General features: G+C 65.7%; 25 protein-coding genes. 13 read left to right on the top strand and 12 right to left on the bottom strand.

The window, feature by feature from the left end:
• Nucleotides 1-44: 44 nt before the first annotated feature.
• From ACWZHB_RS16170 to ACWZHB_RS16145, 6 genes are all read right to left on the bottom strand, one after another.
• Nucleotides 45-575, bottom strand: a complete 531-nt coding sequence (locus ACWZHB_RS16170; protein ID WP_427908761.1) for a hypothetical protein — start codon at nt 573-575, stop codon at nt 45-47.
• Nucleotides 576-656: 81 nt separating this feature from the next.
• Complete coding sequence (locus tag ACWZHB_RS16165) at nt 657-1,157, bottom strand: hypothetical protein (protein WP_427908760.1); 501 nt, start codon at nt 1,155-1,157, stop codon at nt 657-659.
• Nucleotides 1,154-2,410 carry a hypothetical protein gene (locus tag ACWZHB_RS16160; protein ID WP_427908759.1) on the bottom strand — a complete coding sequence of 419 codons (1,257 nt, stop codon included), beginning with the start codon at nt 2,408-2,410 and terminating at the stop codon, nt 1,154-1,156. The genes ACWZHB_RS16165 and ACWZHB_RS16160 overlap by 4 nt, the downstream gene beginning before the upstream one ends.
• Before the next feature lie 156 nt (nt 2,411-2,566).
• Nucleotides 2,567-3,193, bottom strand: a complete 627-nt coding sequence (locus ACWZHB_RS16155; RefSeq protein ID WP_427908758.1) for a DUF3558 domain-containing protein — start codon at nt 3,191-3,193, stop codon at nt 2,567-2,569.
• Between the two features lie 131 nt (nt 3,194-3,324).
• Nucleotides 3,325-4,254, bottom strand: coding sequence for a rhomboid family intramembrane serine protease (locus ACWZHB_RS16150; RefSeq protein ID WP_427908757.1), 930 nt, complete (start codon nt 4,252-4,254; stop codon nt 3,325-3,327).
• 72 nt (nt 4,255-4,326) lie between these two features.
• Nucleotides 4,327-5,241, bottom strand: coding sequence for a hypothetical protein (locus tag ACWZHB_RS16145; RefSeq protein WP_427908756.1), 915 nt, complete (start codon nt 5,239-5,241; stop codon nt 4,327-4,329).
• A gap of 238 nt (nt 5,242-5,479) precedes the next feature.
• Between ACWZHB_RS16145 and ACWZHB_RS16140 the strand changes: the two genes are divergently transcribed.
• The 9 genes from ACWZHB_RS16140 to ACWZHB_RS16100 all read left to right on the top strand — a co-directional run bounded on the left by ACWZHB_RS16140 (nt 5,480) and on the right by ACWZHB_RS16100 (nt 13,114).
• The gene (locus ACWZHB_RS16140) at nt 5,480-6,274 is read left to right on the top strand and encodes a helix-turn-helix transcriptional regulator (RefSeq protein WP_427908755.1); all 795 of its coding nucleotides are present in this window, start codon (nt 5,480-5,482) and stop codon (nt 6,272-6,274) included.
• Nucleotides 6,271-7,707 (top strand): Fe-S cluster assembly protein SufB, encoded by a 1,437-nt coding sequence (gene sufB / locus ACWZHB_RS16135; protein ID WP_427908754.1) that lies wholly within the window; start codon nt 6,271-6,273, stop codon nt 7,705-7,707. The genes ACWZHB_RS16140 and sufB overlap by 4 nt, the downstream gene beginning before the upstream one ends.
• Entirely contained in the window at nt 7,707-8,885 is a 1,179-nt protein-coding gene (sufD, locus tag ACWZHB_RS16130; protein WP_427908753.1) for a Fe-S cluster assembly protein SufD, read from the top strand. Before sufB ends, sufD begins: the two co-directional genes overlap by 1 nt.
• A 32-nt stretch (nt 8,886-8,917) precedes the next feature.
• Nucleotides 8,918-9,685 (top strand): Fe-S cluster assembly ATPase SufC, encoded by a 768-nt coding sequence (gene sufC, locus ACWZHB_RS16125; protein WP_427908752.1) that lies wholly within the window; start codon nt 8,918-8,920, stop codon nt 9,683-9,685.
• 1 nt (nt 9,686) lies between these two features.
• A complete protein-coding gene (locus ACWZHB_RS16120; RefSeq protein WP_427908751.1) occupies nt 9,687-10,958 on the top strand; it encodes a cysteine desulfurase in 1,272 nt (423 codons plus the stop codon).
• A gap of 22 nt (nt 10,959-10,980) precedes the next feature.
• Nucleotides 10,981-11,463, top strand: a complete 483-nt coding sequence (gene sufU, locus ACWZHB_RS16115; protein ID WP_056810385.1) for a Fe-S cluster assembly sulfur transfer protein SufU — start codon at nt 10,981-10,983, stop codon at nt 11,461-11,463.
• Nucleotides 11,460-11,867 carry a metal-sulfur cluster assembly factor gene (locus ACWZHB_RS16110; protein ID WP_427908750.1) on the top strand — a complete coding sequence of 136 codons (408 nt, stop codon included), beginning with the start codon at nt 11,460-11,462 and terminating at the stop codon, nt 11,865-11,867. Before sufU ends, ACWZHB_RS16110 begins: the two co-directional genes overlap by 4 nt.
• A gap of 179 nt (nt 11,868-12,046) precedes the next feature.
• Nucleotides 12,047-12,475: a DUF4189 domain-containing protein gene (locus tag ACWZHB_RS16105; protein WP_427908749.1), complete on the top strand. Its 429-nt coding sequence runs from the start codon at nt 12,047-12,049 to the stop codon at nt 12,473-12,475.
• 96 nt (nt 12,476-12,571) lie between these two features.
• A complete protein-coding gene (locus ACWZHB_RS16100) occupies nt 12,572-13,114 on the top strand; it encodes a DUF4189 domain-containing protein (protein ID WP_427908748.1) in 543 nt (180 codons plus the stop codon).
• Nucleotides 13,115-13,128: 14 nt separating this feature from the next.
• Here the strand turns inward: ACWZHB_RS16100 and ACWZHB_RS16095 are convergent, their stop codons facing one another.
• Nucleotides 13,129-13,797: a TetR/AcrR family transcriptional regulator gene (locus ACWZHB_RS16095; RefSeq protein ID WP_427908747.1), complete on the bottom strand. Its 669-nt coding sequence runs from the start codon at nt 13,795-13,797 to the stop codon at nt 13,129-13,131.
• Between the two features lie 157 nt (nt 13,798-13,954).
• On the opposite strand from ACWZHB_RS16095, the gene ACWZHB_RS16090 reads away from it, so the two are divergent.
• The 3 genes from ACWZHB_RS16090 to ACWZHB_RS16080 all read left to right on the top strand — a co-directional run bounded on the left by ACWZHB_RS16090 (nt 13,955) and on the right by ACWZHB_RS16080 (nt 16,698).
• Entirely contained in the window at nt 13,955-15,232 is a 1,278-nt protein-coding gene (locus tag ACWZHB_RS16090; RefSeq protein WP_427908746.1) for a PucR family transcriptional regulator, read from the top strand.
• 169 nt (nt 15,233-15,401) lie between these two features.
• Entirely contained in the window at nt 15,402-15,956 is a 555-nt protein-coding gene (locus tag ACWZHB_RS16085) for an NADAR family protein (RefSeq protein WP_427908745.1), read from the top strand.
• 241 nt (nt 15,957-16,197) lie between these two features.
• Entirely contained in the window at nt 16,198-16,698 is a 501-nt protein-coding gene (locus ACWZHB_RS16080) for a DUF4189 domain-containing protein (protein ID WP_427908744.1), read from the top strand.
• Nucleotides 16,699-16,748: 50 nt separating this feature from the next.
• On the opposite strand, the gene ACWZHB_RS16075 is transcribed toward ACWZHB_RS16080, so the two are convergent.
• The 5 genes from ACWZHB_RS16075 to ku all read right to left on the bottom strand — a co-directional run bounded on the left by ACWZHB_RS16075 (nt 16,749) and on the right by ku (nt 20,905).
• On the bottom strand, nt 16,749-17,411 hold the full coding sequence (locus ACWZHB_RS16075; RefSeq protein WP_427908743.1) for a methionine ABC transporter permease: 663 nt from the start codon (nt 17,409-17,411) through the stop codon (nt 16,749-16,751).
• Nucleotides 17,411-18,415, bottom strand: a complete 1,005-nt coding sequence (locus tag ACWZHB_RS16070; RefSeq protein WP_427908742.1) for a methionine ABC transporter ATP-binding protein — start codon at nt 18,413-18,415, stop codon at nt 17,411-17,413. Before ACWZHB_RS16070 ends, ACWZHB_RS16075 begins: the two co-directional genes overlap by 1 nt.
• Complete coding sequence (locus ACWZHB_RS16065; RefSeq protein WP_427908741.1) at nt 18,412-19,281, bottom strand: MetQ/NlpA family ABC transporter substrate-binding protein; 870 nt, start codon at nt 19,279-19,281, stop codon at nt 18,412-18,414. Before ACWZHB_RS16065 ends, ACWZHB_RS16070 begins: the two co-directional genes overlap by 4 nt.
• Before the next feature lie 169 nt (nt 19,282-19,450).
• Nucleotides 19,451-19,987, bottom strand: a complete 537-nt coding sequence (locus ACWZHB_RS16060; protein WP_427908740.1) for a GNAT family N-acetyltransferase — start codon at nt 19,985-19,987, stop codon at nt 19,451-19,453.
• Between the two features lie 15 nt (nt 19,988-20,002).
• Nucleotides 20,003-20,905 carry a non-homologous end joining protein Ku gene (ku, locus tag ACWZHB_RS16055; protein ID WP_427908739.1) on the bottom strand — a complete coding sequence of 301 codons (903 nt, stop codon included), beginning with the start codon at nt 20,903-20,905 and terminating at the stop codon, nt 20,003-20,005.
• A gap of 110 nt (nt 20,906-21,015) precedes the next feature.
• On the opposite strand from ku, the gene ACWZHB_RS16050 reads away from it, so the two are divergent.
• Complete coding sequence (locus tag ACWZHB_RS16050; protein ID WP_427908738.1) at nt 21,016-22,083, top strand: lycopene cyclase family protein; 1,068 nt, start codon at nt 21,016-21,018, stop codon at nt 22,081-22,083.
• The last annotated feature ends 6 nt before the right edge of the window (nt 22,084-22,089 follow it).

Raw genomic sequence — 22,089 nt, 5'->3', positions numbered from 1 at the left:
ACTCGCTTCTACCTGGGCACTTCGTCGGGGAATCGATCCGTACATCACCAGATATCGATCCACATAGGCCGCTTCGGAATTTCGATCAGGGCCGACTTCTTACGAACCAGGACGGGAACCGAGGCCCCGATGCTCAGCTGTTCACCCATTGCTCGCGCTGTGGCCACCCGGAACTCGTGGTACAAGAACTGCTTCCGTACCTGGACCTCCGCACCGGAATCCGGGTGCGGGAACTGAACCTCGATCTGTAGCCGCCACAAATCGAAGTTGAACAGCCTTCTACTGCGTTTGCATTCCAGATCCGACTCGACCACTACTGCGGACACCTCGCTACCGACCCGCCGCAGATAAGCCCGCCGCATCCGCCAAGCGCCGGCCAACAAGACCATCCATCCAAGGACTCCCAGTATCAGGCTCGCTGGAAAGAACAGCGCCATTGCGACGCCGGAACCGGTCCATCGGGCTAGTGCGACACCGAGATTCAGTGCGCCCCCGACGAAGATGACCGACCCGACCGCGACACCCGATATCCACACCAGCGTCATCGGGTTGACCAGCCTGCCCGACCGCGCCATACGAACTCCTCAAGCAAAACGGAAATGTGATGAGCCACCTGTAGCGGCACCTCGGAACACGACGTCACGGCATGGTGCGTCTCAGCGCCAAGGCCGATCGTCGGGGAAATCCTCGAAGTCCTCCGGCCAGTCGCTGGGGCCGACGACGTTATCCGCTGGTCGGAATCGACCGGTGGAAGTCTGGGCGGGTGGCCACGCGGGCGGCGGTGGTGGAGGTGGCGCTTGCGGGGGTTCCGGTGTCCATTTCCAAATGAACTCCTGCGGCAAGCTTTTCATCTCGGCGACCTCCGGTGGAACCGGACGGGCGAGTGTCTCGATGTCGCACCATCGGCATTCACCGGCGGCTACTCTTTCGGCGTAGGCCTTCAGTGCCGGGGACGCCGTGTCCATCCCGGCGACCATCGAGATGAACTCCTCGGTCACCTCGGTGGCGCTGTTGAAGAGTTCGTCAACGTTTATGCTGTTCAGGCGGATAGTGGCCGTTCGTAGATCGTCCGCGGCGTCCATGACCTTGCGCGCGAAAGCCTCCACCTCGGCGTCGAGATCGGGCTCTCGCATGCTGCCCCACTGCGGCCGGGTCATTTCGCGTTCTCCCACGGCGCGGCACCGGTGTCATAGCCCTCGGTCGGCCGGTTCGTGTAGTTGCCGTAGTCGGCGATTCGCGTGAGATCCTGGCCGATAGCTGTGGCTCGGGTCGCCTGGTCAACCCTCTTGGTGACGGGTGCGACGGCCTCCTCCAATTTTTGTTTCGCGTTGTCCTGCAACTTGCCTATCGGATCCTTGATGTACTCGAGCAGCTTCTGGAAAGCCTCAACGAGCTCTTTGATCTTGAGAACCGTGTTGACGGCGTTTGTGACAATCGTGGCGATATCAACGACGAGTTTGGCGATCCGGGCAGCGCCCAGCGCCGGGACGGCCGCGGACAAGATGTTGGCGACCGACTTGAGAGCACCTTTGATGTCGTCGAAATCGACATACTTGTTGAGCATCCCCCACAAGCCTTCGATGATGGCTTTGATTCCATCCCTGATCAAATCGGCGACCACGCCCGCGCAGTCGCTGACGACGCGGCCGACAGGACCTTCCCATTTCATCGCGGCGATCTGCTTTGTAGCCCAGTCGGTGAAGGCTACCGAGGCTTGACCGTCCCAATTCGGCGTGTTGTTCGTGGTCCCGTCGATCCGCTTGATTCCGGATTCGAGATTCTCACCGCATGCCTCGAGGCCGTTGCCTGCCGACTTGTAGACGTCGCCGAGCCTGCGGATCTCGGACCAGTTGCCGGGAATCGGCGACAAGCATTTGCCCAGTGGATCTTGTTCGTTGCCGGCCGCGCGAGTCATGCTCTTGATCGATTCGTTCACGCTGCCGAGCGTTGGGAAAATATCTGCGATGAGACCGATGACGTCATCTTTGTTCGCCGATGGTGGGTCGAGTTTGACCTCTTTCGGCTTCGGGTACGTAGCGGCACCCTCGTATTGGGCCGTGGCGCCGGTCTCCTCGACGTTGTCGCCTACTGCGAGACCGGATTCGGTGTGTGCGTTCAGCGCCGCGTAGGTCTTCTGATCCTGGCTGTGATACATCCAGGCGGCCTTGTTGAGTTCGGTGCCGGTGCTCGCGGTGGTAGTCGCCAGCACTTCGTGGCGCTTGGACATCCATTCGGCGGCGTCATTGATGGGGGCTACCAGCGTGTCGATGATCGGTCCGTGGAGCCAATCAGCGGCCCGCCCCTCCTTGGCCACGAAGGCTGAGGCTGCCTGGGCGTCCGCGGCGATCAAGGTGACGAGATTGCCGAGACCAGCGATCTCACTGGGATTCGCCGCGAAGGTTTCCGCCATCGGTGTTATGCCCTAACTGTGCACTACTCAACGAGGCGGAGCTGAACGTCGTTTCCCCACCGCCGGACTCCCGCTCCGGTCATGGTCGGACCTTAGGGGCACGACTATGGCCTGTCAAAACCGAAGAACTGTGCCATGTCCCAATGCTCGAATGACCTAGTTGCCGCCGAGGGATTCGCTGAAGATTTCGGCCAGTTGGCGGATCTGGTCACATGGCTCCGGCACGGCAACCGGACCGGGGGGCACTGTCAGACGCACAGTGAAGGTTCCATCGGGGGCTTTGATGGACGCTGAGCATGAGCTGGGGACCTGTGGAGTCCGGTACAGCACGGCTTCGCGCCCGCCGATCGGGTCGGAGTCGAATACGGTGTGGCCCGGGTTGCGCTTGATGTCGTCCAGCGTCATGTCGCTCGACGTCACCCCCAAACCGCCGGTCGGATACTTCTCGCCATCGACGAGTTCCTCACGCCAGAATTGGCAACCGATTGTCGTCAAGAGGCTGGATACGCTTTCGTCTGCGGCTCTTTCGCGAGTAGCCGGGTCGAATCCAGCGCGGGTCACCAGATCGTCGCCCACGCTGACACAGGGGTCGAACCGAACCTGGGTGGCGCCGGTCTGCACCGGTGCCGGCGGGACCTGAACCTGCACGGAAGCGGAGGTCGTGGGCGCGGTGGTCGCTGGAACTACCGTATTCGCGCGGTCCTCGGTGGAATTGCCCGCACAGGCAACCAGCGTTGTCGCGCTTACCGCCAGGCAACCAGCGGCGAAGCTTCTTCTGATCATCGGAGCCCGATCTTTGTGTCACCGCGCGATATCGGCAGTACCAGACGGTCGCTGGTCGTTCGTGATCATTGCAGAAGGCCGCCACGCCGAACGACTCGGTCCGAATGGCGATCGTGCACTGCCGGTCTGAACTACCTGGGTACTTCGACAGGGGTCGGCGCGGCGACGGCCGGTGGTCCGTCGAAGTCCGGGTCCGAGCGCAGCGAGAATACGGCGGCGATGATCACGGCCAGGCAGACCAGCGCGACCGCCCCGAGTGCCGCCCAGCCGATGCGTTGCGCGGATCGCTGATCGCGGGCCGACAGCCAACCGGGCACGAACAGGATGCCGAGCGCGCTCAACGTGCCGGCGGCCAGGCCGCCGAGGTGGCCCCACAGCGAGATTCCCGGGATCGAGAAACTGATCAGCACGTTCACGCCGATGACCACCAGCATCGGAGTCGGGCTCTGCCGCAACCGGATCAGCGTCACCGTGACGGCGCCGAACAGGCCGTACACCGCACCCGAGGCGCCCGCCGTCGCGGTGATCGAATCGGACAGCATCATGACCGCCGCCGACCCGCCGAGCAGCGAGACCAGGTAAACGCACCCGTACCTGACCCGGCCGAGCACCTGCTCGAGGTCACGCCCCACGACGTACAGCGCGAACATATTGACCAGCAGATGGATCGCGCCGTAATGCAGGAACCCCGACCCGAACAGTCGCCACCACTCGCCGTCGGCCACCAGCAGCGGCACCAGCACGAACTCGCGGAACACCGCCGACCCGCGATAGTTGTCCATCGGGCTACCGGCCTGCGCCGCGGTGATCACGTAGACCAGCACATTGATCGCGATCAGCCCGTAGGTCACATAGGGAACGGGCCCGCCCTGGCGTGCCCCGCTGACGGTTCGCACCGGTCGCACGTCCTGCTGCCCTTGCCGCACACAGTCGACACAGTGCTGCCCGACCGACGCCGGGCGCAGGCAATCAGGACAGGCGGGCCGCCCGCACCGCGTACACGCGAGTCCGGTAGGCCGATCGGGATGACGGACACACGTTGGTGTGAGCGGGTTCGACACCTGCCCATCGTGCCAGACCCCGACGCAGGCGGCCCTGTATCGGCACCCCGCGATCCGAGCACGCGGTGATGGCTACGCGAAGTGGTCGAGGACGGCGTTCATCACGCGGTGCGAGGTGGGAGTGTCGTCCGGGACGATCACCGCGGGCGCCAGGCGGCCGTTCTCGCTGTCGGCGAATGCGGGCCCCAGCTGCCCTTTCATCAGCGCGTATCCCTCGGGCAGCACATATCGGCCGCGGTCGTCACGACGTCCGCCGGCGAAGCTTTCCTCGGGGAAGTAGTCGAAAATGATGCCGCTGGGCGCCCCGTCCAGAGTGAACGAGCACGCCCCGAGTTGCTGCTCACGGGCATCGATGGCGGCACCGAGAGATTTCGGGACCGCGCACGGATCGATGCCTGCGACGATGCTGCGTGGCAGACCCGGTGTGGTGCCGTGCGGTGGCTGTTCGACCCAGCGGTCCATCACGACCCGCGCCAGTCGCTCGGCTGCCGGACACGGACTGTCGCTGCCCGCCGGTAGGCGCAAGTTCAGTTGATAACCGACCGACGCCGGATACTTCACATCGACGCGGCACCATCGCTCGCCATCGGGCACCCTGCCATCTCTGGTGGTCGCACGGTCTTCGACCGTCACGACCGACGCGCCGCCGATCGTCGCCGGACGGTTCCCCTCGGGAACGTATCCCCACGCGCCGTCGAATACCCCGGCCACTACCTGGAGGAACAGCGTCCCGGTGCCGTCCGGCCGTTGCAGATTCACCCGGCAGCCCGCCGTCTGGTGCAGTCGGTCGGGGCCGGGCGTACCGAGGTCCGCCAGTTCCGCTCGCGGAAGCAATGCGCAGGCCTCGACCTTCCCGGCCTGCCGCAATACCTCGAAGACCTGCGCATCCGTGGTCGCCTCTACGCTCCAATACGGGGCAGCCGGCTTCGGGCCCCCGCACGCGACAACGGTGACGAGCAGTGCGACAGCGAGCAACAGTCGTTGCACGGTGGTTCCCCCTGACTGCCGATCGGATGCCTCGACATCGTGCCACGAGACGCCCGGACGGCGGGGTAGGCCTGTGCGATGGATCACCGCGCAGCGGGCCGCAGATCAGTCCGCAGGGGGTGCACCTGGGGTTTTGTGGTGGAAGGTGTGGCCCCGATGATCTTCATCGCAGGTCAGGGCACCCTTTGTCAGGTGACCCTTATTAGATTTAGGGAAGCAATTCCGCCACACTGGTGTTGTGAAAACCGTGGGTTTGCGGACAGACGTGGAAAGTGGCGGTCGTAAGACGACCGGCGCTCGGTCGTCTGCTGTGCCCGCGGCGACCGCGCACGAAGGGCAGACCAGGGCGGCCATCGTCCAGTTGCTGCTCGAGCAGGGGCCGATCACCGCGACGGCGATCGGCACCGAACTCGGTCTCGCGCCCGCCGGGGTGCGCAGACACCTCGACGCGCTCATCGACGCCGGCCAGGCTCGGGCGAGCCGCTCCGCGCCGTGGCAGCAGAAGGGGCGCGGTCGGCCGGCCAAGCAGTACCAGCTCACCGCGGCGGGCCGGGGCAATCTCGGTCACGCCTACGACGATCTGGCCGGGGCGGCGATCCGCCAGCTCGGCGAGATCGGTGGCGACGCCGCGATCGCCGAATTCGCGCGTAAGCGGGTTCGGGTGATCGTCGACGGCATCGAGCCCGTCGCCGACCACACCGCACCGGTGATCGAAGCCAAGGTGGAGGAGATCGCGGAAGCGTTCGCCGAGGCCGGTTTCGCCGCCACCACCCGTCAGGTCGGCGCCGGTGTGCAGATCTGTCAGCACCACTGCCCGGTGGCTCACGTCGCCGAGGAGTTCCCGCAGTTGTGCGCTGCCGAATTGGACGCTTTCCGCGACCTGCTCGGTACCCACGTGCAGCGACTTGCGACGATCGCCAACGGCGATTGCGCCTGCACCACCCACGTACCGCTGGTCGCGGTGCCGAAGATCCCATCCGCCGCACAGCCCGCGGCGGGACGAACGAACGACTCCGGAAGGAGTGCCGAATGACGACCCCTACCGACCAGGTGCAACCGCTCACCCAGGACGAAACCATCGCCTCGCTGGGCACCTACGGTTACGGCTGGTCCGACTCCGATGTGGCCGGTGCCAGTGCGCAACGTGGCCTGTCGGAGGCCGTCGTCCGCGACATCTCGGCGAAGAAGAGCGAAGAAGAGTGGATGCTCGACGTGCGCCTCAAGGCGCTGCGCATCTTCGATCGCAAGCCCATGCCGAACTGGGGTTCGGACCTCGCCGGCATCGACTTCGACAACATCAAGTACTTCGTGCGCTCGAGCGAGAAGCAGGCCGAGAGCTGGGAAGACCTGCCCGAGGACATCAAGAACACCTACGACAAGCTGGGCATCCCGGAAGCGGAGAAGCAGCGTCTGGTCTCCGGTGTCGCCGCACAGTACGAGTCCGAGGTCGTCTACCACTCCATCCGCGAGGACCTGGAGTCCCAGGGCGTCATCTTCCTCGACACCGATACGGCGTTGAAGGAGCACCCGGAGATCTTCCACAAGTACTTCGGTTCGGTCATCCCCGCCGGTGACAACAAGTTCTCCGCGCTCAACACCGCCGTCTGGTCGGGTGGCTCGTTCATCTACGTGCCGCCGGGCGTGCACGTCGACATCCCGCTGCAGGCCTACTTCCGGATCAACACCGAGAACATGGGCCAGTTCGAGCGGACGCTGATCATCGTCGACGAGGACGCCTACGTCCACTACGTCGAGGGTTGTACAGCCCCGATCTACAAGTCCGACTCGCTGCACTCCGCGGTCGTGGAGATCATCGTGAAGAAGGGCGGCCGCTGCCGCTACACGACCATCCAGAACTGGTCCAACAACGTCTACAACCTGGTCACCAAGCGGGCCAAGGCCGAGGCGGGCGCCACCATGGAGTGGGTCGACGGCAACATCGGCTCCAAGGTCACCATGAAGTACCCGGCGGTCTGGATGACCGGCGAGCACGCGCACGGCGAGGTCCTCTCGGTCGCGTTCGCGGGCCCCGGCCAGCACCAGGACACCGGCGCCAAGATGCTGCACCTGGCCCCGCACACCTCATCGACCATCGTGTCGAAGTCGGTGGCGCGTGGTGGCGGTCGCGCGTCGTACCGCGGTCTGGTCCAGATCAACAAGGGCGCCCACGGGTCGAAGTCGACCGTGAAGTGTGACGCGCTGTTGGTCGACACGGTCAGCCGCTCCGACACCTATCCCTACGTCGACATCCGCGAAGACGACGTGACGATGGGTCACGAGGCGACCGTTTCCAAGGTGTCCGAGGAGCAGCTGTTCTACCTCATGAGCCGCGGCATGACCGAGGACGAGGCGATGGCGATGGTGGTGCGCGGGTTCGTCGAGCCGATCGCCAAGGAATTGCCGATGGAATACGCACTGGAACTGAACCGGCTCATCGAGCTGCAGATGGAAGGGGCCGTGGGCTGATGTCGACGCTCGAGACGCCGATCCAGAATCCTGGCGCGGGCGCCGCGGTCAACAAGGGCGAGGTCTTCACCTCGTTCGACGTCGACCAGTTCGAGATCCCGTCGGGCCGCGACGAGGCGTGGCGGTTCACCCCGCTGCGCCGCCTGCGCGGCCTGCACGACGGCACCGCTGTCGCCGATGGTCAGGCAACCGTCGAGGTGAGCGAAGTCGCCGGTGTCACCGTGGAAACGGTGGGCCGCACCGACGCTCGCCTCGGCCAGGCCGGTACCCCCGCCGATCGTGTTGCCGCCCAGGCTTATTCGGGCTTCTCCGAGGCGACCGTGATCACGGTCGGCCCGGAAACCGAAGTGTCGGACCCGGTCACCGTCACCATCACCGGTCCCGGTGAGGGCAAGATCGCCTACGGTCACCTGCAGATCCGCCTGGACAATTTCGCCGTCGCCACCGTGGTCATCGACCAGCGCGGCAGCGGAACCTACGCCGAGAACGTCGAATTCGTGCTCGGCGACAGCGCCAAGCTCACCGTCGTCGCGGTCCAGGAATGGAACGAAGACGCCGTGCACGTCACCGCGCATCACCTGAAGCTGGGCCGTGACGCGAACCTGCGCCACGTGTCGGCGACGCTCGGCGGTGACCTGGTTCGCCTGTCGGGCACCGTGCGCTACGCCGGTCCCGGTGGTGAAGCGGAGCTGTTCGGCCTGTACTTCGCCGACGCGGGCCAGCATTTCGAACAGCGTCTGCTGGTCGACCACGCCGAGCCCAACTGCAAGTCCAATGTGTTGTACAAGGGTGCGCTGCAGGGCGATCCGGCCTCGGACAAGGGTGACGCTCGCACGGTCTGGATCGGCGATGTGCTGATCCGCGCGGCCGCCGAGGGCACCGATACCTACGAGGCGAACCGCAACCTGGTGCTCACCGACGGCGCTCGCGCCGACTCGGTGCCGAACCTGGAGATCGAGACCGGCGAGATCGCCGGTGCCGGACACGCCAGTGCCACCGGCCGTTTCGACGACGAGCAGCTGTTCTACCTGCGCGCTCGTGGCATTCCCGAAGACGTCGCCCGCCGCCTGGTCGTGCGTGGCTTCTTCTTCGAGATCATCCAGAAGGTCACGGTCCCCGAGGTCCGGGAGCGGCTCGAGGCGGCCATCGAGGCCGAACTCGCCACTGTCGGTATCTGACACCACTTACTGCAACGAAGGATTCGAATTCGATGACCACCTTGGAAATCAAGGACCTGCACGCCGAGATCACCACCCCCGAGGGTGAGTCGAAGCAGATCCTCAACGGCGTGAATCTCACCGTGAAGTCCGGCGAGACGCACGCCATCATGGGCCCCAACGGCTCGGGCAAGTCCACGCTGTCCTATGTGATCGCGGGCCACCCGAAGTACACCGTCACCCAGGGCACCATCACCCTCGACGGCGAGAACGTCCTCGACATGTCGGTCGACGAGCGTGCTCGCGCCGGCCTGTTCCTGGCCATGCAGTACCCGGTCGAGGTCCCCGGCGTCTCGATGTCGAACTTCCTGCGCACCGCCGCCACCGCCGTGCGCGGCGAGGCCCCCAAGCTGCGCACCTGGGTCAAGGAGGTGAAGGAGTCGATGAAGGAGCTCGATATCGACTCGGCCTTCGCCGACCGCTCGGTGAACGAGGGCTTCTCCGGTGGCGAGAAGAAGCGTCACGAGGTCCTGCAGCTGGGTCTGCTCAAGCCGAAGATCGCGATCCTCGACGAGACCGACTCCGGTCTGGACGTCGACGCGCTGCGCATCGTCTCCGAAGGCGTCAACCGCTACAAGGAGCGCACCGACGGTGGCGTGCTGCTGATCACCCACTACACCCGCATCCTGCGCTACATCAAGCCCGACTTCGTGCATGTGTTCGTCAACGGCAAGATCGTCGCCGAGGGTGGCTCCGAGCTGGCCGACGAACTCGACGCGAACGGGTACGAGCGCTTCACGTCCGCGACCGCTGGAGCCTGATATGACCGCTACGGTGCCCGCCCTCGACGTGGCCCGGATCAGGGCCGACTTCCCGATCCTGCACCGCACGGTGCGGGACGGGAAACCGTTGGTGTACCTGGATTCCGGTGCCACCTCGCAGCGTCCGCTGCAGGTGCTGGACGCCGAGCGCGAGTTCTTGCTCACCCGTAACTCCGCGGTGCACCGCGGTGCGCATCAGCTGGCGGAGGAAGCGACCGACTCCTATGAGCAGGCGCGCGCCGATATCGCCCGCTTCGTCGGCGCCGATCCCGGCGAGATCGTGTTCACCAAGAACGCGACCGAGTCGCTGAACCTGGTGGCCAACGCGTTCGGTGACGACCGGTTCCCCTACAAGGTGGGCCCCGGCGACGAGATCGTCATCACCGAGCTCGAACACCACGCGAATCTCGTGCCGTGGCAGGAGCTCGCGCGCCGCACCGGTGCGACCTTGAAGTGGTACGGCATCACCGATGACGGCCGCATCGACCTGGATTCGCTCGAACTGTCGCCCGCGACAAAGGTTCTCGCGTTCAGCCACCAGTCGAACGTGACCGGCGCGGTGGCTCCGGTGGACGAATTGGTCCGCCGGGCGAAGGCAGTCGGCGCGTTCGTCGTGCTCGATGCCTGCCAGTCGGTGCCGCACATGGCGGTGGACTTCCATGAGCTCGGTGTCGACTTCGCCGCGTTCTCCGGTCACAAGATGCTCGGCCCGATGGGTGTGGGCGGACTGTACGGCCGACGCGCGCTGCTGGCGGAGACGCCGCCGTTCATCACCGGTGGGTCGATGATCGAGACCGTCACCATGGAGAAGACCACCTACGCGCCGCCGCCGCAGCGCTTCGAGGCGGGCACACCGATGACCTCGCAGGTGGTCGGGCTGGCCGCCGCGGTGCGCTATCTCGAAGACCTCGGCATGGATGCCGTTGCCGCGCACGAGCATTCACTCACCGGTGCCGCGCTCGACGGACTCGCCGCCATCGACGGTGTGCGGATCGTCGGGCCGATCGAGAACACCGATCGCGGTGGCGCGGTGTCGTTCGTGGTCGACGGGATCCACGCCCACGACGTGGGCCAGATCCTCGACGACCAGGGTGTCGCCATCCGGGTCGGACACCACTGCGCCTGGCCGCTGCACCGCAAGTTCGGTGTCGCCGCCACCGCGCGTGCCTCGTTCGCCGTCTACAACACCCTCGATGAGGTCGACGCACTGGTCGCGGCCGTGCGGAAGGCCAAGGCCTTCTTCGGCGTGAGCGAAGCGAAGGCCGACAATTAGACACCGTGGAGTTGCCTAGATCATGCGTATGGAACAGATGTACCAGGAAGTGATCCTGGATCACTACAAGCACCCGCACCACCGCGGGCTGCGGGAACCGTTCGGTGCGCAGGTGCACCACGTGAACCCGACCTGCGGTGACGAAGTGACGATGCGCGTGCAGATCGACGACGCCGGCGAGGTCGCCGACGTCTCCTACGACGGCCAGGGCTGCTCGATCAGTCAGGCCGCCACCTCGATCCTCACCGATCAGGTGATCGGGCTGCCGGTGCAGCAGGCGCTGAAGGTGGTCGACTCGTTCAGCGAGATGATCTCCAGCCGTGGCACCGTCGAAGGCGATGAGGACATGATCGGCGACGGCATCGCCCTCGCCGGCGTGAGCAAGTACCCGGCGCGTGTGAAGTGTGCGCTGCTGGGCTGGATGGCGTTCAAAGACGCTGTCGTGCAGATCAGTTCGGCCGAGGAAACCAAGGCACCGATGGGAAATGGGGAGTCTGCCACATGAGTGAGAGCACCGATATCGCACAGACCCCGGACGTCGCGGCGGCGGTCGAGGTCGACAAACCCGCCGAGGTCGAGTTGACGGCCGAACAGATTCAGCACCTCGAGGACCTCGAGGAGGCGATGCGTGACGTCGTCGACCCCGAACTCGGCATCAATGTCGTCGACCTCGGCCTGGTCTACGGCCTGTCGGTCGACGGGGACAACATCTGCACCCTCGACATGACGCTCACCTCGGCGGCCTGTCCGCTGACCGACGTCATCGAGGACCAGTCCCGCAACGCGCTGGTGCGCAGCGGCATGGTCGAAGACCTGAAGATCAACTGGGTCTGGATGCCCCCGTGGGGCCCGGACAAGATTACCGATGACGGCCGCGAACAGCTGCGCGCCCTCGGCTTCACGGTGTAGAACATTCCGCATGTCGGGCCCGGATCCTGCAGGGATCCGGGCCCTTTCATGTGCTGGCGGTATTGCACTGACCGGTCACAATGTGACATTTCGCGGGTGAGGTTGGCTTTCACCGGACATTCGATGATGATCTCGAGGTTCCGGACTTCCGGAGCAGCTTTCACGAGGAGTACTTTCGAATGAATTTCATGGGTAAGGTCGGCTTCGCCGTCGCGGCGTCGGTTCTTACGGCCGGGTCGCTGCTGGGTGCTGGTTCGGCGAATGCGGCGAGCGACGAGTGGGGCGCGATGGCCATCGACGCTGACTGGGCGAATTTCGGTCGTTCGATCAACTATCCGACGCGGGCCGAGGCCGAGGCCGCAGCGCTGGAAGAGTGCGCCGCGGATGGTTGCTACGTGGAGGTCACCTGGGCGAACGGGTGCCTGGCCCTGGTGGACAACGATGAGTTCATCGCCTGGGGCAAGGGATCGACCCGCGCCGAGGCGGAGCGGGAGGCCTACCTCGCGCTGACCGAGGGCACCCCGCAGAACCTGCTCGTCAACGTCGGCTCGTCGCAGCTGGCCGGCGGTCGCGTGATCGACACGCTCTGCACCGACAACGCGGGCTGATCCGCACGGCAACCGCGCAAGCCCGGACCGCACATCGGTCCGGGCTTGCGTCGTCCTCGCCTCGGGTGCTGGGCACCGCCCGGATATTGCGGATATGTGTCGACCGTGCTCGGTGTGACGTTTCCCGGTCCGGTTGGCTATCACCGGGCGATCGGTGATGATCTTGAAGGTTCCGGACTTCCGGAACAGCTTTCAAGAGGAGATCTTTCGATGAGTTTCATGGGTAAGGCCGGCTTCGCCGTTGCGGCGATGGGTCTTGCGGCCGGTTCGCTGCTGGGTGCCGGTTCGGCGAGTGCCGCGGGCAATCAGTGGGCGTCGATCGCGGTGAGCAAGAGCGAACTGATCTACGGCACCAGCGCCAACGAAGTCGATGCCGCGGTGGCAGAAACGATCGCGCTGGCCGATTGCTACTTCGCCGACTGCGAGGTCATCGCCACCTGGGCCAACGGTTGCGGCGCGCTCATCCAGAGCAACGACGCCTTCGCATGGGCCGTCGCCCCCAACCGGGCAGAGGCTGAGCGCCTCGCGCACGAGAAGCTTTCGACGGTGACGCCCACCGCGATCCTGGCCAACACGGGTTCGGCGAACCTCAGCGGCGCCAAGATCATCGACGTCATCTGCACGGCGAACGCGCGCTGATCACCGCGTAGCGATCAGGCCCGGATCCTTGTCGGATCCGGGCCTTTTGTCGTTGTGCGCTCAGCGTTTTCGGCCGCGGCGACCGTGTCGATCCAGGCGCTGATCATGTCGGCGGTGCCCACGATGATGGCGTCGAGTTCGGCGTCGTCGAGTTCGACCGAACGCAACGCGGTGGCGAAGCCCGCGTTGAGCACGACGAAGGCCATCACGTCGATGTCGGCGTGCTTGATCGGACCCATGAACTGGATGATGTAGAGCTTGATGAGCATCCGCAGCCGGGGTTCGAATTCGGGGATGCCGCTGCCGTAGAACTGCAGGTCGGCGACCAGGGCGCGCACGAGCGGCCCGTTCGTGACGAGGATGTCTACGGCCGAGCGGATCAGGTCGACCACGGCATCGCGCGGGGTTTGGTTCGAGCTAGCGGTCAGCAGCTGGCTGTAGCGCTCCTCTACCTGCAGAAACAGGCTGTCGTTGAGTTCTTTGACGATCTCGTCGCGGTCGTTGAAATACCGGTACAGGGTGCCGATGCTCATGCCCGCTTCGGTGGCGATCCGGTTGGTCGAGGTATTGCCGATGCCGCGGGTGCCGAAAAGATGAGCGGCCACCGTGAGAATGCGTGTTCTCGTCTCCTTCGCCCGGTCCTGCTTGGGGCGTTTGCGCTGCTTATCGGCTTGCGGGGGCATCTATCGACCTCGGCAGAAAGAAGAGTAGAAGGTGAGCGGTTGCTCACCCTACAGTCATGATCACAGAGAAACCGCAGTGTAGGCCATCACATCGGCGGACAGGGCGGCAAGCACAACCACCACCGGCGGCGCCGGGGTGTAGAAGGAGGAGTCGACGATGACGATCCAACTGGACGAGACGGCCCTGTGGCAGCCCCTGCGTGACGTCCGGACGATGACCAGCCGATTGGTGGGCCATTTCGTCGACAACGTCGCGACCTGCCGGACGCTACCCGGCGATGTGATCGCCGGCGACGTCACTTCTGTCACCCGGATGTGCCTGGAGATCGTCGGCGGAATGCTCGACGGGCGCGATGAGGAGGTGAAGCTGAACCGCCTCGCGGTGGCGGCGGCGGGCTGGGCGCGCGAAGGCGTGCCGATCGACACGATCCTGCACGCGTTCCACGAGGGCTTCCGGCTCGCCTTCGACGCGGTCTACGACGAGGCGGCCGACGCCGACCGCGCGAGCCTGATCCACGGGTTCCGCCGGACGGTCGAGATCTCGGACCTGTTGTGTACCACCGTGACCCGGTCCTATATCCGCGAGCATCGGGAGGCGGTCGGCGAGCATCACACCGCCGTGCACACGCTCACCTCGGCGCTGCTGGCCGGTCAGTCGACCGTCACCATGGCGCGGGAGGTCGGCATCACCGTCGCCGACGCGTATTCGGTTCTCGCCCTGTCGATCGGGGCGCATCCCGACGAGCGGGACCCGCGTGTGAACGGTGCGGTGGTGGCCCGGCGCAAGCTGCGCAGGGTGCAGACGGCGCTGGCGCACCGCTGTGGTGACCAGGTGCTCTCGCTGCTGTCGGTCGACGGCGGCACGCTGCTGATCCCGGCCGATCTGCTGGTCGACGGCCAACTCGACGCCCTGGTCGAGGCGCTGGCGCGGGCCGCGCACGTCGACATCACCGCGGCCCTGGTACCCGCCACCACCGACGAGATCCCCGACGCGGCCCAGCGCGCCCACGAACTCCTCGACATGGTGGAGCGCCTCGACAGCGCCCCCGGCCTCTACCGCTTCGGCGATCTGGCCCTGGAATACCAGCTCACCCGCCCCGGCCCCGGCCGCGCCCGTCTCGGCGAACTCCTCGCCCCCCTCGACAACCACCCCGAACTCTACGAAACCCTGCGCGTGCACATCGCCAACAACATGAACCGCCAGCGCACCGCTCGCCTGCTGCACATCCACACCAACACCGTCGACTACCGCCTGCGCCGAGTAGCCCAGCTCACCGGCCTCGACCCCGCCCAATCCTCGGGCCTCTGGCAACTGCGCTCCTCGATGATCGCCCGCAGCTTCCACACCGGCCCCGCCCCTCAATCGCACGTCGCAGCCGAAACCGGCGTCCCCCGCCACTCCTACCCCGCCCTGGACCGCGCCCGCTCGGCCTGACACCGAAGTCGCCCGCATCGGCATCACGACGCGAGTGCGTCGAGGTGTCGGCGCTCGTACCCGCGAATGCCGATTACCCAGTCTGCCAAGCGAATCCGCCAGGCGCCTCGCAGAGTGGGTAGCACCCACTTCCTATCTATGGTTACATAGACCAAAACTAGGAGGGGTGATGGCTTTCGAATCCGTAGAGCAGTTGTGCCAGGCGATCGCGCAGGGTACTTCGCCGAAATACCTGGCGTTCTGGGGGCACGCTCCGCGTCGGGACGCAACGATTGGGTCGAGCTGCCTGAGTCAGTGGTGGCCTGCGGCATTCGAGGTCGACGGGGTGGAGTTCGCCAGTGCCGAGCACTACATGATGTGGCGCAAGGCAATGCTGTTCGAGGATTCGGCGATCGCGGCGAAGGTTCTCGAGGTCGGTCATCCGAGCCAGGCGAAGAAGCTCGGCAGGCAGATCGGCGGCTTCGACGAAAACGTGTGGGAACGTGCGCGGTTCGACATTGTCGTCGCGGGGAGCGTCGCCAAGTTCGGGCAGGACGACGCGCTGCGAAAGTATCTGACCGGGACCGGTTCTCGGGTGCTCGTCGAGGCCAGTCCGGTCGACCGGATCTGGGGAATCGGGATGGCTGCCGACGACCCCGATGTCGCGGATCCTGGGCGTTGGAAGGGGCTCAATCTGCTCGGGTTCGCGTTGATGCGGGCGCGGGATGAGCTGGGCGGTCGGTAGTCGTGGTGGCCGTTACTTGTCGGAGGGCATTGTTAGTCTGTAGCGGACGAACGGTTCGGGAGGAATCGGGCGTTGCATGCGGCGAATATGGCTGCTGGAGCTGATGTTTCGGCGCTATGACAGATTCGCCGGACGGCCGTCGCGGCGATGTCGGATAACTATTTCCGGGGGAGTGGGCGGCCGTTCATGATTGGTTCGGCTTCGAGGCGCGGAGCCGGTATTTCGACGGGGAGAATCTCTGATGTCTGTTGTGGGCAAATATGCCCTGGGTATTGCTGCCACGGCTGCGGTGGCCGCGTTCACCGTGGTGACCGCGGGGCCTGCCGCCGCGGGAGCCAGCGGTGTGGCGATCGCTGAGGCGCCGGGGTACACGGCCGTCTCGCGCGATGGTGGATTCCAGGCCGCGGCCGGGGATCTCTATGGGGCGCTGGCCTTGTCGTCGAGCCGTGCCGTGGTCGCCTCTGCGGTGAATTACGGCAGCTGGGCGGCGGCCAGCCGGGCCGCGCTCGATGAGTGCGGTGTGCGTGACTGCCAGGTCGTCGTCGAGTTCCGCAATGCTTGCGGTGCGGTGGCGCAGGGCGCGGACTACCGCTTCGGGTGGGCGTGGGATCACTCGCTGGCCGCGGCCGAGCGTGGCGCGGTGGATGTGCTCGGCTTCAGCGCCCCGCCCTTCCCGGATCTGGGTTCGGCGTCGCCGCGCGCGGCGAGCGTGATCCTGTCGGCCTGTACGGCCAACGTCTGAGGCGAACCTGAACCAGCAGGGGCACGAATCACTCCGTGCCCCTGCTGTATTCAGCGGCGCAGAACTTTCCTCGCCAGCCAATTGCCGAAGAACTGCACAGCTTGCACGCCGACGATGATGATCAGCACCGCCACGAGCGTGACCTGCCACTGGAACTGCTGATACCCGTAGACGATCGCGAAATCGCCGAGCCCGCCACCGCCGACGGTGCCCGCCATCGCGGAGATGTCGACGATCGAGATCACCACGAAGGTGTAGCCGAGAATCAACGGCCCCAACGCTTCCGGGATGAGCAGCGTGAGAATGATCCGCAGCGGCCCCGCGCCGACCGCACGCGCCGCCTCGATCACACCGGGATCGACGGTCACCAGGTTCTGCTCGACGATCCGGGCGATGCCGAACGACGCCGCGACGATCATCACGAACAGCGCCGCCTCCGAACCGATCGTCGTGCCGACCACTTCCAGCGTGACCGGACCGAGCGCGGCCAGCAGAATGATGAACGGGATCGGGCGCACGATATTGACGAACACATTGAGCACGAAGTAGATCGGCCCGTTCGCCAGCAGCCCGCCCTTGCGGGTGGTGTAGAGCGCGGTCCCGAGGACGAGCCCGATCACCCCGGCCGCGACGAATGTCACGCCGACCAGGTAGATGGTGGTGCCGATCGCCTCGAACAGCGTGGGCCGCAGCTTCTCCCAGTTGGTTTCCATCAGCCCGCGTTCCGTTCCAGGTCGGCGACAACGCGATCCACCGCGGCATCGGGTCCGTGCAGCGCCAGGGTGACGCTGCCGAACGTCTTGTCCTGCAACGTGCTCACCCCACCGTAAACGATCTCGAAGCGCACGTCGGCGGCCGTCGCGGCGGCCAACGCGGCGCCGAGACCGCTGTCATCATCGATGTCGACGGTGACCAACCGCCCGCCGTGCAGCTCGCCCAATCGACCCAATTCCGTCGCATCGGGCCGGTTGTGCAGCACAGTCGCCACGAACGATCGTGTCGGCGCGGCCTGCGGTGCCGCGAAAACATCGAAGGTGGACGCCAATTCGACGATTCGCCCCTCGGCGAGCACCGCCACCCGGGCGGCCACCGCCCGGATCACATCCATCTCGTGGGTGATCACCACAATGGTCACCCCGAGCTCGGCATTGATCTTCTTCAACAGCCGCAGCACCTCGCCCGTGGTTTCCGGGTCGAGCGCGGAGGTTGCCTCGTCGGCAAGCAGCAGTGACGGCGAGGTCGCCAAAGCCCTGGCGATCCCCACCCGCTGCTTTTGCCCACCGGAGAGCTGATCGGGGTAGGCGCGCGCCTTGTCGGTGAGCCCGACGAAATCGAGCAGCTCGGCCACGCGGGCCTTGCGCTCGGCCCGCTTCCAGCCCGCCACCTTCAGCGGATACTCGATATTGCCTGCGGCAGTGCGAGATCGGAACAGGTTGAACTGCTGGAACACCATGCCGATATCGCGGCGCAGCGTCCGTACCGCCGACTCGGGCACCCCGGTGATGGGAGTGCCCGAAATCGTGACGGTGCCCGAAGTCGGCTTGTCGAGCGCGTTGATCAGCCGCACCAGCGTGGACTTGCCCGCCCCGGAATAGCCGATGACGCCGAAGATCTCACCCGGCTCGATCCGCAGATCGATGTTGTCGAGCGCCGTGTGCCGATCGTCGCCGCTGCCGAAAACCTTGGTGACGGACCGAAATTCGACCGCCGCGTTCACTTGGTCGTACGGATGCCCTGCTGCACCCGGTCCAGAATCCGTTCGAGCTCGGGGCCGGGACGGCTCACCGCGACCGCCGTGTCCTTGGTGACCTCGGCGTGCGCGGTCGCCACTGCCTGGTCCTTCCAGATCTCGACCAGCTTCAGATACGTGGGATTGGCCTTGTCCTCGGCGCGGCTGACGATCACATTGATGTACGGCTCGGCGGCCGGGTTCTTCGGATCATCCTTGTACAGCGCCGATTTCGGGTCGACGCCCGAGCGCTCGAGGAAGGTGTTGTTGATCACCGAACCGTCGACCGAGGGCAGCGACAGCGCGGTCTGGGCGGCGTCGACTGGAGTCACCCGCACCTTGGAGGCCGCCTTGTCGATGTCGGCAGGGGTCGGCTGGACCGAGGTGCCGCTGAGCTTCAGCAATCCGGCCGCCTGCAACACGAACAGCGCACGCGCCTGATTGGTCGGATCGTTGGGGATCGCGACCTCACCGCCGGCGGGGATGTCTGCCAGCGCCGTGTGCTTCTTCGAGTAGAGACCCAGCGGCACGATGTAAGTCGAGCCGATCGGGGTCAAAGTATCCGAACTCGCGACGTTGTACTGGCCCAGGAACTGTAGATGCTGGAACAGATTGAGGTCGATCTGCTTCTGTGACAGCGCCGTGTTCGGCTGCTTGTAGTCGGAGAAGTTCGTGACCTTCAGTGTGATGCCCTGCTCCTTGGCCTTCTGTTCGAAGACTTCGAAGGCTTTGTCCTTGTCGGTGGTGCCGATCCGCACCACCGTGCCCGACTCGTCGTCGGAACCGCACGCGGTCAGGGTGAGGGCCGCGGTTGCTATCAGCACCGGGATCGCCAGTGTCCGACGGAATTTCACTTGTACTCCCGAGTTGATCGCAGAAGATGAACTCGGTCATCCAAGCCGTCCCTCGCGACCCTCGACAATGGTTTAGCTTGCCGCGAGCGAAACCCTCGCAAATACCTGGACGGCCGTCTAACTTGTGGACACGCTGCGGTTGCGCGTGCGAAGCGGCGGCCGGGGTGAATCAGCGCAGCGGGTGCTCCACCGACAACCTGCCGCGGCGGACGAGGTCGCGTTTGGTGATCGGCGGCAGCGTGGCGTCGTCGTCGGGGGCGGCGGGGTTGGGCCGCACCAGCAAGGTGACGGTCGCGGCAGGCACGAACCCGCTGCTGGTCATCAGCGCGGCCGAGGCGCTGTTGCGGTCTTCGACATCGGTGACGATATGGCGGGCGCCGCGCGCGAACAACGCCTTCGAGCAGACGTCAACCAGTCGCCGCGCGATCCCGTGACCCTGCATGTCGGGTGCGACGGCGATCCACTCGAGGTAGGCCCAGTCGTCGCGATGCTCGAACTCCATCGACCCGAGCACGAACCCGACCACCCGGTCGGAATCCAGCGCCACCCAGCAGGCGTTATCGGGGCTGTCGAGGTGTGCGGCGACGGCGGTCAGCGACCACGACGTGTACGGCTTGATGGTGGTGTCGAAGACCTGATGGCCGAGGTCGAGGACTTGACGCAGGTGTCCCAATCCCATCGGCACGACAGCGATGGCGGTGTCCATGGCCGCCAGTGTGCCCTACGCGCCCTTGCGGGTCGCGGTCTTGGCCGCGGTGGATTTGCTCGTGGCGGCTTTGCGCGGTGCGGCTTTCTTGGCGGCTTTTTTCGCTGGCTTCTTCTCCGCCGCGGCTTCGCGCCGCCCGCTGGTCTCGAGACTGCGTTGCAACGCGGCGACCAGATCCACGACTTCGGCATCCGCCTGTTCGGCGGGCTCGGTCTCGGCGGCGGGCTCGACCTTGCCGGTGCCGCTGGCGATCGCCTCGTCGAGCAGTTTCTGCAATTCGATCTGGTATTCGTCGGTGTATTCGGACGGGTCGAAATCGCCCGACATCGACTCGACGAGGGTTTCGGCCATCTTCAGTTCTTGCGGGCGCGGGGCGGGCGCGTCGTCGAGCGACGGGAATTCGACCGCGCGTACCTCGTCGGGCCACAGCAGCGTCTGCAGGACCAGCACACCGTCGCGCACCCGCAACGCGGCCAGTCGGGTCTTCTGCCGCAGCGTGAAATGGACCAGCGCGGTCTTGTCGATGCGTTCGAGCGTCGCGGCCAGCAATTGGTAGGCCTTCGGCGTCGTGGAATCCGGTTCGAGGTAATAGCTCTTATCGAACAGCACCGGGTCGATCTGATCGGACGGCACGAATTCCAGCACGGGAATCTCGTGTTTCTCCGCCGCGGGCAATGTGGCGAAATCGGCGTCGGTCAGCACCACCTGCTCACCGTCCGGCGAGGTATAGGCCTTGTCGATATCGGCATACTGCACGGACTTGCCACACACCTGACAGACGCGGTCGTATTTGATCCGGCCCCCGTCCTTGGCATGGACCTGGTGGAACCGAATGTCATGGTCCTCGGTCGCGGTATAGACCTTGACCGGGACATTGACCAGCCCGAAGGCGATCGAGCCCTTCCAGATCGATCTCATGCACCCCATCATGGTCGAAATGTCGCGCCGGGGCGAGCAAGCGATCTCGAATAGGTGCCCGCCCGTGATCCGGCGGTGCTTGAAATCGTGGTGTCTGATCCAATTGCCGGGTGGGTGTCGAGGTGATCGTGTGTGGGCTCGGGCCCGCGGGGCGGGCCGTTGCTCATCGTGCGCTGGCGGCGGGACGCGACGTCACGGTGATCGATCCGCACCCGGATCGGGTGTGGACGCCGACCTATGCGGCGTGGGTCGACGAATTGCCCGGGTGGCTCGATTCCGGTGTGGTCGCGGCGGCGGTTGACCGCCCATCGGCGTGGGCGGCGCGCGAGCATCGGATCGACCGCGGCTATCAGGTGTTCGATACGGCGTCGCTGCAGTCGTCGTTGACACTGCACGGCGCGACGGTGATCGCGGACCGGGCCGTCGAGGTGACGACACGATCGGTGCGGACGGCGGGTGGGCTGACCCGCACCGGGCAGGTGGTCGATGCGCGGGGGCTGGCCAGGTCGCCGCGTCGCGCGGAGCAGACCGCGTACGGCGTGGTCGTGGCCCGTGCGGAACTCGAACCCACGCTGTTCATGGATTGGCGCCTCGACAACGGCGCCGATCCGGACGACCCACCGTCGTTTCTATACGCGATACCGCTGAGCGCCGACACCATGCTGTTCGAGGAGACCTGCCTCGCCGGGCGGCCCGCGCTCGCACCGGAGGTGTTGCGGCGCAGGCTCGAACACCGGTTAGCTGCGCGGGGGATCGCACTCACCGGAACCGAACCTGTTGAACGGGTGCGGTTTCCGGTACAGGGCGGCAGACCGGGGCATGGCCGATTCGGTGCGGCCGGTGGGCTGATCCACCCCGCGACCGGATACAGCGTCGCGGCCGCGCTCGCCGCGGCGGACACCGTTGTCGCGGGTGACACGGTGTGGACGCCGCGCGCGCGGGCCGTGGCCGCGCTGCGCCGCGCGGGACTGCGTGCGCTGCTGGCTCTCCCGCCGCGCGAGGTCCCGGTCTTCTTCGAGGCGTTCTTCGGTTTGCCCGCACCGCTGCAGCGTTCCTATCTGTCCGGCCTCGACGACCTGCGCGGCACCCTCGCCGCGATGCGCGTTCTGTTCGCCGCCCTTCCGCCGAATCTGCGCCGCGCTGTCGTGACCGCGAGTGTCGATGCGGCTCGCCGGTAGCCGAAG

The sequence above is a fragment of the Nocardia sp. FBN12 genome, from assembly GCF_054031145.1.
The sequence above is the reverse complement of the archived record's forward strand: the minus strand, read 5'-3'. Positions and strand labels throughout refer to the sequence as shown.